The following is a 13,742-nucleotide window of genomic DNA, read 5'->3' as shown; positions in this document are numbered from 1 at the left end:
CATCATGGTATCGATTTCTAAACAAACGCCCCTACTTGTTGCGCCAGCAAATCCTGCAGGACGCGAACTCGCCAAGCAACTCTCTGCTCAGGGTTATCAGGTAGTCGGCTTTGTGGATAATCTGAAGCAGGCGGAGGATATCGTAAACGCGGAAAACGATCTTCCGACGGGCTCTCAAATCGTTTTGCATCAGGCGTCGTATACCTCAGCGGTTGCCGCGGGGCTACTGGATAAAGGTTTTGCAAAGTCTTCTTTAGTGATCATTGAAAACCAGAACGGCAATGAAGATGTTGTGTTTTCGCGCTATCAGGTTCCCCTCACCCACTACGTTAAGCGATTTAAATTTACGTTACTGCTCACCCTCTTTACGTTTGTAAGATGCTTCACACCCAAAAAACACTATCTGTATTACGCTGAAGGTTTTTTCGACACCAACATGCTACTTGCCTACCGAGAGCATAAAAGAAGCCACTCAGGTGAAGCATTTTTAGTGGGCAGAAACCTTAAGCAACAGATTGATGCCTTAGATTATGACACTGATCTGTACAAGCGGTTGAGCATAGCGGCCTTACTTCGATTGTGCTGTACCCGGCGCATTGTCGTTGATCATGAGTTTACCGGCCAGACATTCTCTTTGTTACGCAAAGCCATCCCCGTCATTCAGTTGTGGCATGGACTGCCATACAAAGCGTTGAGTGGAAACATACATTACCCGCATATCTGTGATGAGGCATTTATCTCCAGTTCCCGCTGGTTCAATTTGCATATCTTCCCAACTATATTCCGCGCAAAACAATATCTGGATCTGGGTTACCCGAGAAATGACGTGTTCTGTCAAACCCCGGAACAACGAGACTGGATAAATGCAGAGCCGCTGAACACACTCAACCAAGTGCGAGCCAACCATGGCGATATTGTGGTTTATGCGCCAACATACAGAGACTGGGGGGACAATGAATATCCTCTCGATCTGGATAAAATCAATCACTGGTGCGAGCAAAACAAAGCTGCTTTTATCCTCAAGTTCCACCCGTTTATTTCACGTCTATTTGGCGAAGCCATGGGACTATCAGAGCAGAATTGTCTGCAAGCTCTCCCGGACCATCCGAATATCTATATCTATCCGAGCGGAAAAAATGTGTACCCCTGGCTGGCAGATGCTGCCGCACTGGTTACCGACTACTCCTCCATTGCCTACGACTTTCTGCTGGCGGACAAACCCATTGTTTATTTCCAGTACGATAAGCAGCAATACCTACAACTTCGAGGCAACACGCTGGTGAGTGATGATGATTTTGTGGCCGGTGAGACCGTGACAACCGTAGATTTACTTTTGGCGGCGTTACGCAGCGAAAAAGAACTGTATGCTGCTCTGCGCGAAAAGCTACGCACTAAATTTGAAACCTTGCCACAACTCGCCTCTCCGCAAATTGTCTCGCTGGTCAGAGAATAACCTGAACTTCACGGGCAAGAGAGACTGGTGAGAAGCCGCGCTTCTCCAACCACTTACTTTAAATAGTAACGACCAAAGATAGACATGATGGTTTCAACGGCTTCGGGGGTGATGTGTCTATTGTCTTCCTTCCACGGCTTTTCAACGTAGTGATTAATTAGCTCGTAAGACGGAAAATAAAACAAGTTGTCATCGTCTTTTTGCGTCATGAATTCGTGCAGTACGGCTCGCAACGTTGCTTTAGAAGACGTATTGGCACAAATAACAGATTTCTTCTGATATGAACCTAGTAACGGTATAGGAGACAAGGTAAACAGAATTTTTGCATCCGGTTTGTGACGCTTAATCAACGAATAGATTTTATTCAGGTTGTCGAGATTCTCAGCAAAGGAAACAAACCTGTTTTCGAATCTTTGCGCATCCAGCTTCTTATTCGGCACGAATTTCCAAAGATACTGCTGATTTTCTTTGTCGAACCATGCCTCTGTTAAACCTAAGGTGATGATGAAAAAGTCTGTCTGCCTGATGATGTCTTTACAGATTTCAAGGCTGTGGTAAGTTTGCGCTTTCTCTTCGTTGGTGCCAATGAAAATCGTATCCAGTGACTTGTCTTCAAACGCCCACTCAAATTGTGCCAATAAAGCGGGTGTGTGAACCATAATTTCATCGATACGAATGAGGTCGGAAAGATTATGGTCCCAGCTATGGGCATTCACTTTGTAGCCATGTTTCAACAGAAAGCGAGACACATTTCCCGCAAAACACGAACCGAACGCCGTAATGTTTGTCTCTTTGTCGATTATCGATTGAGTCGGCAGATAACCGTGCATAAAGTAATCGAGAACAGCATCTTCTTGCACGAGTTGCTCGTTGCCAGGCCAACGGTTTAAGCCAGCAAAGCCGTGTTTTTCAAGTACACTCATTTTTCTCATGCGCTATCTCTCCGGTTACCATTCGGCAACCACTGTATCGGCAATCTGTTGAAACACATTAGTAGAACGTCGGGTTAGCTTGCATCAACGCTCATCTGGCTCAACTGAACTTCTGCGCACTGAAAATCATCTATAGTATCAATATCAAGGGATGACGCTTCCGTCATAACATACGGACAAGTATTGGGTTGATATTGTGCTGAAAGTGCCTGAGTCTGATAAATGAAAATCGCCCCGTTTGGCATATATACAGGAGAATTAGACTTACGATTAAATCCCCCTCCCTGGTTAAGTTTGTCATCAACAAACCGCAGTTGTGATTCGTCATTGATGCTTAACAGCCATCGGTATTTTGCATTGACTTCATAAACTGAAGCGAGAGACTTAGGTGACTGCGGCTTAGCACGAAAAAGAGTCAGGGCTTCGCGAATGTGATTTGCCGTTCTTAATGGCGAGGTAGGTTGTAGCACTACAACCACATCATATGCTTTGCCTTCTTTTGCTAGCCTGTCTAGCGTATGCTGTATTGACGACATGAGAGAGGCATCGTCTGTAGCGAACTTTGCTTCTCTCAGAAAGGGCACCCAAGCGCCATACTCCCTGCCAATTTGCGCATAGTGTTCGCTGTCTGTAGACAACACCACATCTTGTATATCATCGACTGTTAATGCCGCTTCAATGGTCCACGCCAGTAACGGTTTACCATGCAGCATCCTAATATTTTTATCGACAACGCCTTTTGAATCTGCTCTAGCGGGCACAATGGCCAGTACTTTTTGCTGCTTATCCATCTGCCAATCCAGGTTGAAGTAACGCCAACGTGGCATTCAAACTCGTTTGGATTGAACCGTCATAAACCTCAAGGGTTATAGTTTTATTCGCTAGATCTACTGCGCGCAATAAATTGAATAACGCTGTTCCCTCACGCACGCCATGATTTGTGTCTGCAGTCCCATCGTTGTCGCTAAAATGGAGGTAGTCAGACAGGTGGGCTAATTGCGCTAACTCTTTTTCAAACGAAAGCCCCAAGCTGTTGCAGCTCACTTTCAAGTGTGCGACATCTAACAACAACGAAGCCTGACAGGCATCCTGAAAACGGGTTATCGATGCAAAATCTGTGGCTAAAAAAGGATTATCACTGCCAAAGGTTGTCCGGTTTGCTTTCGAAAGCACATTATTTTCTACGTATAAGCTCACGCCATGATCCTTGGCCTGTTTATTAAGCGCTTCCCAGGCTAACGCGAAAAGTGCGATAGCCTCTTCTTCACTTTGAAGCTGAGCGCAATCAAAAGCCTGCCCAAGCTTTTTGTGGTCAGGCATAAATCGAAAGCCCGCATGCACACCATACTCCTTTGCCCCTAACTCAGCAGACAACGTAATGGCTTGCTGAACATGGGCAATGGAACGCGCCCGAACATCATTATCACTGGCTGACAGGTTAAGTACAAAGTGTTCCTCTGGCGGCGGAAAATAGTTGTGGCAACGATATTGAATACCAAACTCTGATTGTAAATTCAGAAGATCCTGTTTCCAATTTGGATAAAGGTTGGTTCCGCCAGATAATTCGATATTGGTATAGCCTTGCTCGGCGAGTTGCCGCACGCTGTCGGCGATTTTACGGTTGTTGACACAACTGCTGGAAATGTAAATCTGCCCATTCATCGGTTGAGTTTCCTTGCGGGACTGCCGACGTAAACACCCGGTTCAACAATAAACTTATTAACGAAACTATTAGCGCCCACCGTCACCCCATCACAAATTGATATTCCGTCTTTTATTACTGCGCCGGCACCAATAAAACAAGACTCACCAATTCGCGTTCTACCAAGCAACTTGGCACCCACAGCCACGTGAGAAAAAGCCCCTACACTGGCTTCGTGTTCTATCACGGCATGGGTATTTATTATGGCAAATTGCCCCACTTCAGCAAGCGGGCCAACATAGGCGCCCGCAAAAATTTGACTGGCACAGCCTAATACCGCAGATTCATCGATAAAAGAAGAAGGATGGGTTAGCGGCAACGTGTAACACTGAGCTTTTAAATCATTAGCTTTCGTTTTACGCAAGGCATTATCGCCAATGGCCAAGATGGTGGTTATCTCACCGTCCAGATTGAGATGGTCGATACTCGTTACTACCGCAATGCCCATGATCACCTCACCTGGCGCGGCATGCACGTCTATAATGGCTTGGGGCTCAAGCTTATTGGCGCGCAACAAAGACACCAGGGAGCGAGCGTGCCCCCCCGCCCCCGCTATCACCAGATGTGCTTCAGACATCGATGATATCACCAAGGGCCAGGTCGCAATGCATTTGCTTGCCAATCACATCGTTAATGTATTTCGCCGGAATGCCATGGCCACCGGTTCTTCTGGCAACTACATTGCGTGCAGTTAGATATTCTCCCTTCGCAATGGGCTCAGCAGCCACCAAACATTTTTGCAGAGATAACCGGTTTTCTCGTTCACATAATTCCACACGCTTCACGCTGCGCCCCATCATGGTTTCTACCTTACGAATTTCTTTTACCAAAGACGCCAATTCCTCAGGAGACAACGACGCTTGGTGATCCGGGCCTGGCAGACTTTTATCCAGCGTAAAGTGTTTTTCAATTACACTGGCCCCTGCCGCCACGGCATAAGGCGAAGCACCAATGCCAGCAGTATGATCAGAGTAACCAACAACGACGTCATAGTCGGACTGGTATTTATTCATCACACGCAGGTTGAGCTCTGTATCGGGCGCCGGATAACTTGACGTACATTGCAATAAAATTAAATCGTTACACTTACCCCGAAGCATTGCCATCGCTTCATCAACCTCAGACTGCTCACTCATGCCCGTGGACAATATGAGTGGCACCAGCGCTTGAGCAGCCCGCTCAATAAAAGCAATATTGGTCAGATCGGTGGACGAAATTTTTAATGCCGATAGCGGCAAAGACAGTAAAAACGTCAGGCTGGGTTCATCGAAGGGCGTAACGATAAAATCAATACCGCTGCTACGAGCGTATTCCGCCAGTGCTTCACATTGCTGAGGTGAAATTTCCAGCGCTTTTAGCATGTCATATTGGCTTTGCTGGTCGCTCGTATCCTGAACCTGGTAACTGGCCTTTTTTACATCGTTGCGGATTAGGGCGACGGTGTCGAACAATTGAAATTTTACTGCGTTTGCGCCGGCTTTCACGGCAACGTCGATCAGTTTGTACGCTAGATTGATGTCACCATTATGGTTAACGCCAGCTTCTGCGATGATGTAAACCGGTTGCTCAGGCCCAATTACCGTGTCAGCGATGTTTATCTGTTGGGAAAATGTCGTCATGCTTTATGCTTCCTGACCCATATATCTTTTAATCAGAGCGCAAATGCGCGTTATCTGTTCGTTACTAAGGCCAATAAATGTGGGTAGAGATAATCCGCTATCCGAAAGTTTCTTCGTCGCTTTCAGCGCCGAACGTTCATCACGGTATGGGGGTTGCTCGTGAAGCGGAAAGAAAAATGGCCGGGAATCCACTTGATGTTCAGCAAGCCAGGCTCGTAAGCCCTCGGCACTTTTGTTTTCGGCATTGACTCTAATAGACATCAGCCAGTTAACCGACGTCGCGCCGTTCAGCACCGATTTAAAAACAACGCCAGATATTCCTTCCAGATGCTGCCGATAAAGCCTCTCCTGTTCCCCACGCAAGCGGGTGAACTCATCAAGCAACGCTAACTGGGACACGCCGATTGCCGCCTGAATATTGGTCATCCGATAATTCAATCCGGCAAGGTCGTGCCAGTATTTTTTGTCTGGCGCCATGCCGTGATCCCGTAAAATACGCAGTTTCTTAGCCAATTCAGCGTCGTTGGTGGTAACCATGCCGCCTTCACCGGTAGACAGCAATTTGTTAGCAAAAAAGCTAAAGCAGCCCATTTCCCCCATCGTGCCTGTGTACTGATTATCCACCGATGCGCCTAGGGATTCTGCGCAGTCTTCGATGACAGTAATACCATGTTCGCCAGCCAAATGGGTAATCGCTTGCATATCAGCAGGGTTACCATATAAATGCACAGGAATAATGGCTTTGGTGTTACAGGTGACTAACTGCTGACAATCCTGCACATCGAGGGTCCAGGTCTCCTCATCGATAGCGCACAGCACTGGCTTGGCGCCACACAGCAGCACAGCATTCGCGGTAGCCGCAAACGTAAGATCCGGTACGATAACTTCATCGCCCGGGCCGATGCCTATGGCAAGAAGCGCTAAGTGTAGTGCTGCGGTTCCACTGGTGACACTAATAGCAAATTCTGCACCTATGTAAGCAGCAAAATCATTCTCGAACTGAGTAACATACGCGCCCTGAGATGAAATCCAGCCGGACTCCAAACAATCCATGACCAGCGCCTTTGCGCTGTCATCGATAAAAGGTTGAGATACAGGTATGAAGTCGGTGTTAGTCATGTCTATGCTTATTCAAAATAGCTTCATCCCGAGATAACGCCAGATCATGGGTAACCATTTCGCTCACCATTTCCTGCAAGCCAATAACAGGTTTCCACCCCAATACGCGCTCAGCCTTGCTCGCATCGCCCCACAATACATCCACTTCATTTGGACGGAAATAATAAGGGTCGATACGAACCACAGTGTCGTCAATGCGAAGGGCCGGTGGAAAGCCTTTGGTCGCTTCTTCCAACACACTTGCATCAATTTTTTCAACAACGCCGATCTCATCAACGCCACTGCCCTGCCATCGCAAGGTGATACCGAGCAGTTTGAAGCTCATTTCCACAAATTCGCGCACGGAGGTTTTTCTTCCCGACGCAATAACGAAATCATCAGGTTCTGGTTGTTGTAGCATCAGCCATTGCGCTTCTACGTAATCTTTTGCATGACCCCAGTCACGCTGCGCGTCAATGTTCCCCAAATACAAACAATCTTGAAGCCCGTAAGCAATACGAGAGATTGTTGAAGTCACTTTTCGGGTGACAAAGGTTTTACCTCTGAACTTAGACTCATGATTAAACAGTACGCCGTTACACGCGAACATGCCGTAAGACTCACGATAATTTACAACAGACCAGTAAGCGTAGAGTTTCGCTGTGGCGTAGGGAGAGCGCGGATAAAACGGTGTGCTTTCATCTTGTCGTGGAGATTGTATTTTTCCGTAAAGTTCGCTGGTAGACGCCTGATAAAACCTCACCGAATCTTCCATTTTCAGCGTTCTTAGCGCATCCAGTAACCTTAGTGTACCCAGCGCATTGACGTCTGCGGTGTTCTCCGGCGCATTAAAAGAAACGTGAACGTGACTCTGTGCGGCCAGGTTGTAAACTTCAGTGGGTTGGATTTCGTTGATCAATCTGACCAGCGACAATGCATCGCTCATGTCACCGTAGTGCAGGTAAAAATCGTTTTTAACCTGTTGTGGCGGCTCCACGAGATCATGCACTCTATCCAGATTTGGCAATGACGCACGGCGACGCAGGCCATGTACCTCGTAACCTTTATCGAGTAGAAACCGCGATAAATATGCACCGTCCTGACCGGTAACGCCGGTTATTAATGCAACTTTCCTGGTCATTGTGTCCTCACTTAGTTCGCCAGCCTGGGTTCGATATTAAATTCATCGAGGCGACGATAGATCGATTCTATGTGATCTCTTAACGTAAACTTATCGCTCCCCCAATGTTGCGTAGCAAATTGGGCAAGCCGCGTTTCATTCATCAGGTAGCAAGAGGCAGAAATCTGCTCTGCAAACAGAATTTTCATATTAAATAAGCTAGTTGAATGCATACCCGCTATTTCTGCCGGCACCCTTCCCGCACTGGCGCACAGTAATTCGTAAGGTTCATCGTGTAACTCTACGGAAAACCCTAATGCTTCCAGCTTTTGTTTTTTACTCTCGAGTGCTTCCGCTCTGTGCGCGAAATAAACTGGCTTCATGTCTGCACGGCTATTTCTCAACGCATCTTCAATCATTTTGTAATAGTCGTCATCCGCGAGAATGCCTTTTTCCACCACAGGCGAACCAATAAAGTGAAATTCATCGTTTTTCTCAGTGTGCGTAAAACGCGCACGTAATGCCGATAATTGATTTAACCGCGTATGGTTATCATGGGGAAACGTAAAAATGGAAAAAAGCGTCATCGACTTTTCCACCACGTTTAGCCCCAATGCTTGCTTTATGTTTGCCGCTTCTTGTTTTCGTTCGGGGCGCTGCGAGTGCATAGAAACAGGCAACTTAAAGTTTGCCGGTGCAATCAGTTTTTCCACAAACACATTGGTTGCGGCGCCATCGTCCACCAGAACGATATTTTCGCAATCGAGACTACAGGCAATATCTTGCATCCAAATTTGCCGAAGATCACCCACTAAAATAAGGTCAAATTTTATGTGCTGAAGTTGCTTTGCTAAATCAGCATAAGGGACAATCCGTGACGTCAACGATCCGGCTTTAGGAATAGTCAGCATGACCTCTTTCACTCGTGTGCAGTTTTCATGCAGCCGTTTTATTTGAACCATGGAGTGACGGCAGAAGGTGGCCGCGTTGATAACCGTAATATCACAGTGAAGCAGCGAAGCCTGGTACAGGTACTCTTGTGCACACCAATATTGAAAAGGTGATGAGAGCAAAATGAGAACCTGTTTTCTATTATCAGTATCAGTCATAAATCTGAAGATCGCGCTGGAAAAGATAATCCATGCCGGTTTAGTTAAGTATTTAGAAGGTTATCGGCACTAATAGAAAAACCATGAAATGATAACTTGATCAGGCTGTCAATGCTCACTGAAAAGCGCTGGCCCACATAGCATATCAAGCTCGCCTTCTACAAATGCCATGCGTTCAACCAATGCCTGATATTCGTTTATACACAGCATTTTCCGCTCGCCGGTTTTAAACAAATCCAGTAAAAAACGAATCTTTTCTTCCGTGCCTTCGCGGCATAGTTCAAAACTGAAGTGCACCATTGGCTCAGTACCCGCCACAGGACACATTAACTTGTAATAACAATAATGATTGTGCAGAGATTCTACCAAAAACTGGCTTCGGTGACGGAATTTGTGTTGCACATTATTAGCAAATGCATTGGTAAAACAAGACTTTAATTTACCAATGATATCTTTATCCATGGGTTGGAAGCCGTGACTAATGTGAATAAATTGCTCGGTATCCGCTTCCACCATTCTGGCTGCATTGATCATTCCCTGCTGAAATAATGTGGTCTTATTGGCTGGTAACACAGGCTGCCAGTCCCCCCAAATAACCGGTTTATCTTCTTTGAAAAAAAAGTCTGGGTTAACTGAGCTACCAAACATAAAGTCATCGTTGCCGTAAATGAACTGCGCTGACAAACCTTCAATTTGATCAAGCTGAGTGACTATTGCCCGGGTGTTGAACGTGGGGAGTGCATCAGGGTGGTGCTTAAAAAGTAACGTGTGGTCTACGACACATATTCTGTCTTCGACTAACTTATCACTATCTAAAAATTCGGGGATTTGGTTGTCTGTCACCAACCAGATTTTTCTGTACCACGGCGCATGGTGCTTAATAGACCGAAGACAATAAATGAGCTCACGGTGCTGCACGAACCGTTTATCACTAACAGACTGCTCTTCGTCTTTCGACTCACCTTGCCACACTCTGGACTGCCAGCGTTTGCGTTTGGCTTTGTGGACAGGATCGTTGCCATCGACCCAAGTGATAACAAAGTCTATCTCGCTTTGCATTTCAATACTGGCCCCTGTGCAGCGTTTTCGAACAAGCGCTTATTCAATGCCTCTGGCGACCATATCGAGCAACCGCGATTCATAAATATCCGCAGACAATTTCCGCCCCATAAGATCCAGTACTTTTAATTCCGGCAAATAACACAGCCTGTCTCCACTATTAAGTAGTAACTGCGTTTCGCTAAGTGGCTTTTGACTCACAATGAGGAAATCCGCGCCTCCGTAGCAATGGTAATCAGAAAGCGCTTGGAGCAAATATGCCACGCCAGCAGGCTCATAGTCTTCGCAGTAAATCAGTTTTGGCACGATGATGACACCCGTCAAGCCGCTGGCCATTCCAAGTACCGCAAAGTTCACGCAGGTTTCTTCGTTACATGACGACGAAGCAAACGGGGTTTTATAGCTCCCTGGCAGGTAAACAGTATTACCGTTGTTCAGGAACAATGCATCAACCTGCTCAACTTCCCTACGTTGAATAAGGTGCTGATGCGGATACTCTGCTTTCTGTTCAGTTATGTCGGTGGCCACGTAAACCAACGGGGCCTTTTCTTTCGAATGCTTGTTCGCGATCTGAAGATAAACACTGTACGAACAAAGGGCTTCACCGTCGCGAGTTGTCACCCTCACCGGATTATTTTCGAACCATTGATTTAGCAGCAGCGCTCTACGCTTACCCATAAAACTGGTAATGTTATCGAATTCAAACTGCTGATTTTCAAAGCTTTGACGAATATAAGAAAGGTAACGTTTCCAAACGCCTGCGAGTTGCTCACCTAATTCGACGGCGCGAGTCTCACTTTGCAAATTGACCACTTTAGTCAGAGAACTATTTATATAGTTAAGTGTGCCGTTCAAATAAAAGAAAAGTAGAGAGCGCTTTCTAAGCAGTGAGGCCACGAGAATATTTCTCTGCTCTTCTATGCATTCGGCAACGTCACTGCGCTGGGCAAAGTGCGCTGGTAATGCACTTATCAATTCATCAATTTCAGTAAGTAATTGCGCATGATTGAATCTTGCCGAAAAGTCGTTATCAAATTCAGTAAAATTCAATACTGCAAAACCATTTTCCTTCAAGGCGTTAAGGGCTTGCTGCTTTATCTCAGGATTACTGATAACAATGGCATCTTCTGAATGCAAAGGCCGGGTACCATTTATTTTTGCACCGTCATTCAGGTTGTACACATCTAGCCGCTTCCCTTGCAGCGTATTTTCAAGCACGGATTTAGAGACTTTAAACTCATATTTGGTATTAACAAATGGCCTGAAATTACCCGGAATAACCAAGCTGGTATTGTTTTCCGTTGTGTAGTCGTAGAGATCCTGACCCTTCTCGTCGTAATACCCTGAGGTTTTGCTGTGATGGTGATTTTCATCAACAAAGCCTAAATCGGTACCGAAAAGATAAAACTGCGAAAAGCCAATTTCTGTGAAAAAATTAACCGCAAAATTGGTAACGGTTGGATAAGCATTGTCGAGCGCAGCGAAGATTTTCTGCCCCAAAACTTCCTGTATCGATACCGTCGAAGCCTCACCTTGTTTAAAGGCAAGGAACACATCTCGGTACAGATTGCAGGTGTCAGGGTGTATACCATTACAACTGATCAGTGAAATTGATTTTAAATAGTCGGGGTCGTTAACCCGCACAGCCCAATCGTAAGTAGAACGATTGGCCTCGATTTCAGCATGAAAATCCGGGGTGATCCCGTGTTTATGAAGCGTTTGCAAGGCCGTACCGCAGGAGACAACAATGGCTTTATTTGCTTCCTCTTTTAACAGTGGTAATAATTGATCCAGTGATGGGCCGTTGCCCACAATCAATACAGGCACATCTTTGTCAGCGGTACTGAGCTTTTTGCTTACGCCTTTTCTCAGAAACGGCGTACCTTTTTTAATTGCTGCATAGGTATGAGATGTACCGTACCGGGCATTATCAAAGTAATCACCCATCGCAATCATCACTTGAAGCTGTTCGCGCAGTTGCGATACAGCCTTCACCAAGTGCTCGTTGTAATAGCTCTGATAAAAATAGGTATTCGCCAGAACGTACGGCCCAATAGACTGGAACTGTACCAGTAAGTCGTTCGTCAGATTGGTACCGTCATCACCAATATTTAAATATAGGCGACGTTTTTTCTGTGAGAAATAGGTGAGGATCGCTTCCCAGTCGAGTGCATACAAGGAAGCGTAGAAAAAGTCTTTGTTAGGCTCGCAGATGAACAGCTTTTCAACATCGTAGTGGTGAATTAAATGCTCAAGTTCAAAGCCTGCAGCCATGCCAAAGAAGATGATTGATTTTATTTGCTCCGGCAGATTTCCGGTTTCATCTTCAACGCCCTTGAGTACCTTTTCGCACTCCATTACCATTTGATAATGCAGATAGTTTCGTAGCTTCTTCCCTTTATACCCCAGCACTATGCCATCTTTGTGCGGATGCTTTTCAAAGCACTGAAAGCTATCGGTCGATGCCGTTTCAGCATCGTAATGGTACAGCCAAGATTGGGTTTTGCGATGAACAATATTCAGCTTATCTCGACTGTCATATCCCGCACACCAGATATCAGGCTTGTAATCAGCAAACTCTTTATAAATATCTGGAAAATACTTTTTAAATGCCTGAAGGTTAGTGTCTCGTTTGGCAGTATCTAACGCAAAATCATCCGCAGGCTTACATTGCCTGAATGTCCACTGAGGAACATAGTTCACAATGGGATTACGTTGGCTTACTGACGCGTTCCACTTTGTAAACGCAGTCCAACTATCTGTTCTTAATCGGTATTCAATTTCGTCGAATACCGGATTGTTAAGGTGTTTGTAGAAATAGAAACCGGTGCAGCCTAAATGGGTCTGCAGCTCTTCGATATTCTCAGCAAGCTTTTTTCCATTTTCCCCAATTTGCAGGAAGAGGCCAATGCCGTTCCTTTTTGCCAGCGACAAAATCTCCCGCCATTCAATGGCGGAGAGAGAGCACACAAAATGATCTTCATTGGGCTCATAAATTACAATATTCTTGAATTTATTCTCTTCAATAATTTTCGGCAAATAATAGCCGAGTCCTAATCCCAGAATAACTAATACATCGGGCTCTCGAAGACTATCTTCAACTAAATGAACCGGCTCAGCGTGCACCATAGCCTGCCTGAAATGCTCGCAGACCTCCTCAACCGGATGCAACCCGTAAAGTACTTGCCCACTAGTAACATTAACGATATTTATCTCACCAAACTTATTGCACAGAATGGTAGAGTTTGTGGTGGCTTCATTACTGATACACGACAATAACGACGGAATGTTTCGGCGAAAGGCGTCAATGCCTTCACGGTGTCGACGTCTGATCTCCACCGCCGCCTCGACTTCCACCTTTTGTTGTTCTACTTCGTCGCTATGAATATGTAATTGAATTTGGTTCAGCATGTTTACTTGTACTTGTTAACGGCAGCCCGACCCCGGGAATATTTAACCACTTCATCTTTTGCATTACCTAGCAACCCTTGCGCCAGCTCTTCAAGCTTACGATTAATTTCTAGTTCTTGTTTAGCAAAGTCAGTGCGTTGTTCTGGCGCCATTCGGCTTAACGCACGGAGAATAACTTTATGGCGTATTTGGGATAAGTATCGAAATTGCTCAGAGGAAAAGTCGTCGCTGGAAAGCGT

Annotated in this window: 12 protein-coding genes; 1 reads left to right on the top strand and 11 read right to left on the bottom strand. The window is 45.8% G+C overall.

From position 1 onward, the window contains the following. Positions 1-4 precede the first annotated feature (4 nt). Positions 5-1,453 (top strand): CDP-glycerol glycerophosphotransferase family protein, encoded by a 1,449-nt coding sequence (locus ACXAFQ_RS01430; protein WP_474817824.1) that lies wholly within the window; start codon positions 5-7, stop codon positions 1,451-1,453. 53 nt (positions 1,454-1,506) lie between these two features. Here ACXAFQ_RS01430 and ACXAFQ_RS01425 read toward each other — a convergent pair whose 3' ends face one another. The 11 genes from ACXAFQ_RS01425 to ACXAFQ_RS01375 form a co-directional block, all read right to left on the bottom strand. Continuing rightward, positions 1,507-2,385 (bottom strand): GSCFA domain-containing protein, encoded by an 879-nt coding sequence (locus ACXAFQ_RS01425; protein WP_474817822.1) that lies wholly within the window; start codon positions 2,383-2,385, stop codon positions 1,507-1,509. Positions 2,386-2,459: 74 nt separating this feature from the next. Beyond that, positions 2,460-3,212, bottom strand: coding sequence for an acylneuraminate cytidylyltransferase family protein (locus ACXAFQ_RS01420; RefSeq protein WP_474817821.1), 753 nt, complete (start codon positions 3,210-3,212; stop codon positions 2,460-2,462). Next, positions 3,169-4,047, bottom strand: coding sequence for a sugar phosphate isomerase/epimerase family protein (locus ACXAFQ_RS01415; RefSeq protein ID WP_474817820.1), 879 nt, complete (start codon positions 4,045-4,047; stop codon positions 3,169-3,171). The genes ACXAFQ_RS01420 and ACXAFQ_RS01415 overlap by 44 nt, the downstream gene beginning before the upstream one ends. Beyond that, on the bottom strand, positions 4,044-4,664 hold the full coding sequence (locus tag ACXAFQ_RS01410) for a NeuD/PglB/VioB family sugar acetyltransferase (protein WP_474817819.1): 621 nt from the start codon (positions 4,662-4,664) through the stop codon (positions 4,044-4,046). The genes ACXAFQ_RS01415 and ACXAFQ_RS01410 overlap by 4 nt, the downstream gene beginning before the upstream one ends. Next, complete coding sequence (locus ACXAFQ_RS01405) at positions 4,657-5,706, bottom strand: N-acetylneuraminate synthase family protein (RefSeq protein WP_474817818.1); 1,050 nt, start codon at positions 5,704-5,706, stop codon at positions 4,657-4,659. Before ACXAFQ_RS01405 ends, ACXAFQ_RS01410 begins: the two co-directional genes overlap by 8 nt. 3 nt (positions 5,707-5,709) lie before the next feature. After that, positions 5,710-6,825, bottom strand: a complete 1,116-nt coding sequence (locus ACXAFQ_RS01400; protein WP_474817817.1) for a DegT/DnrJ/EryC1/StrS family aminotransferase — start codon at positions 6,823-6,825, stop codon at positions 5,710-5,712. Further along, entirely contained in the window at positions 6,818-7,945 is a 1,128-nt protein-coding gene (gene gmd, locus ACXAFQ_RS01395) for a GDP-mannose 4,6-dehydratase (RefSeq protein ID WP_474817816.1), read from the bottom strand. The genes ACXAFQ_RS01400 and gmd overlap by 8 nt, the downstream gene beginning before the upstream one ends. An 11-nt stretch (positions 7,946-7,956) precedes the next feature. Further along, positions 7,957-8,997, bottom strand: coding sequence for a hypothetical protein (locus tag ACXAFQ_RS01390; protein WP_474817815.1), 1,041 nt, complete (start codon positions 8,995-8,997; stop codon positions 7,957-7,959). 144 nt (positions 8,998-9,141) lie between these two features. Beyond that, positions 9,142-10,092: a stealth family protein gene (locus ACXAFQ_RS01385; RefSeq protein ID WP_474817814.1), complete on the bottom strand. Its 951-nt coding sequence runs from the start codon at positions 10,090-10,092 to the stop codon at positions 9,142-9,144. A 39-nt stretch (positions 10,093-10,131) separates the two neighbouring features. After that, a complete protein-coding gene (locus tag ACXAFQ_RS01380; RefSeq protein WP_474817813.1) occupies positions 10,132-13,503 on the bottom strand; it encodes a motility associated factor glycosyltransferase family protein in 3,372 nt (1,123 codons plus the stop codon). A 2-nt stretch (positions 13,504-13,505) separates the two neighbouring features. Continuing rightward, positions 13,506-13,655 (bottom strand): hypothetical protein, encoded by a 150-nt coding sequence (locus tag ACXAFQ_RS01375; protein ID WP_474817812.1) that lies wholly within the window; start codon positions 13,653-13,655, stop codon positions 13,506-13,508. Positions 13,656-13,742 lie beyond the last annotated feature (87 nt).

This window comes from Alteromonas sp. ABH2_165, from assembly GCF_056159945.1.
This window is presented reverse-complemented; position numbering and strand designations above follow the sequence as displayed.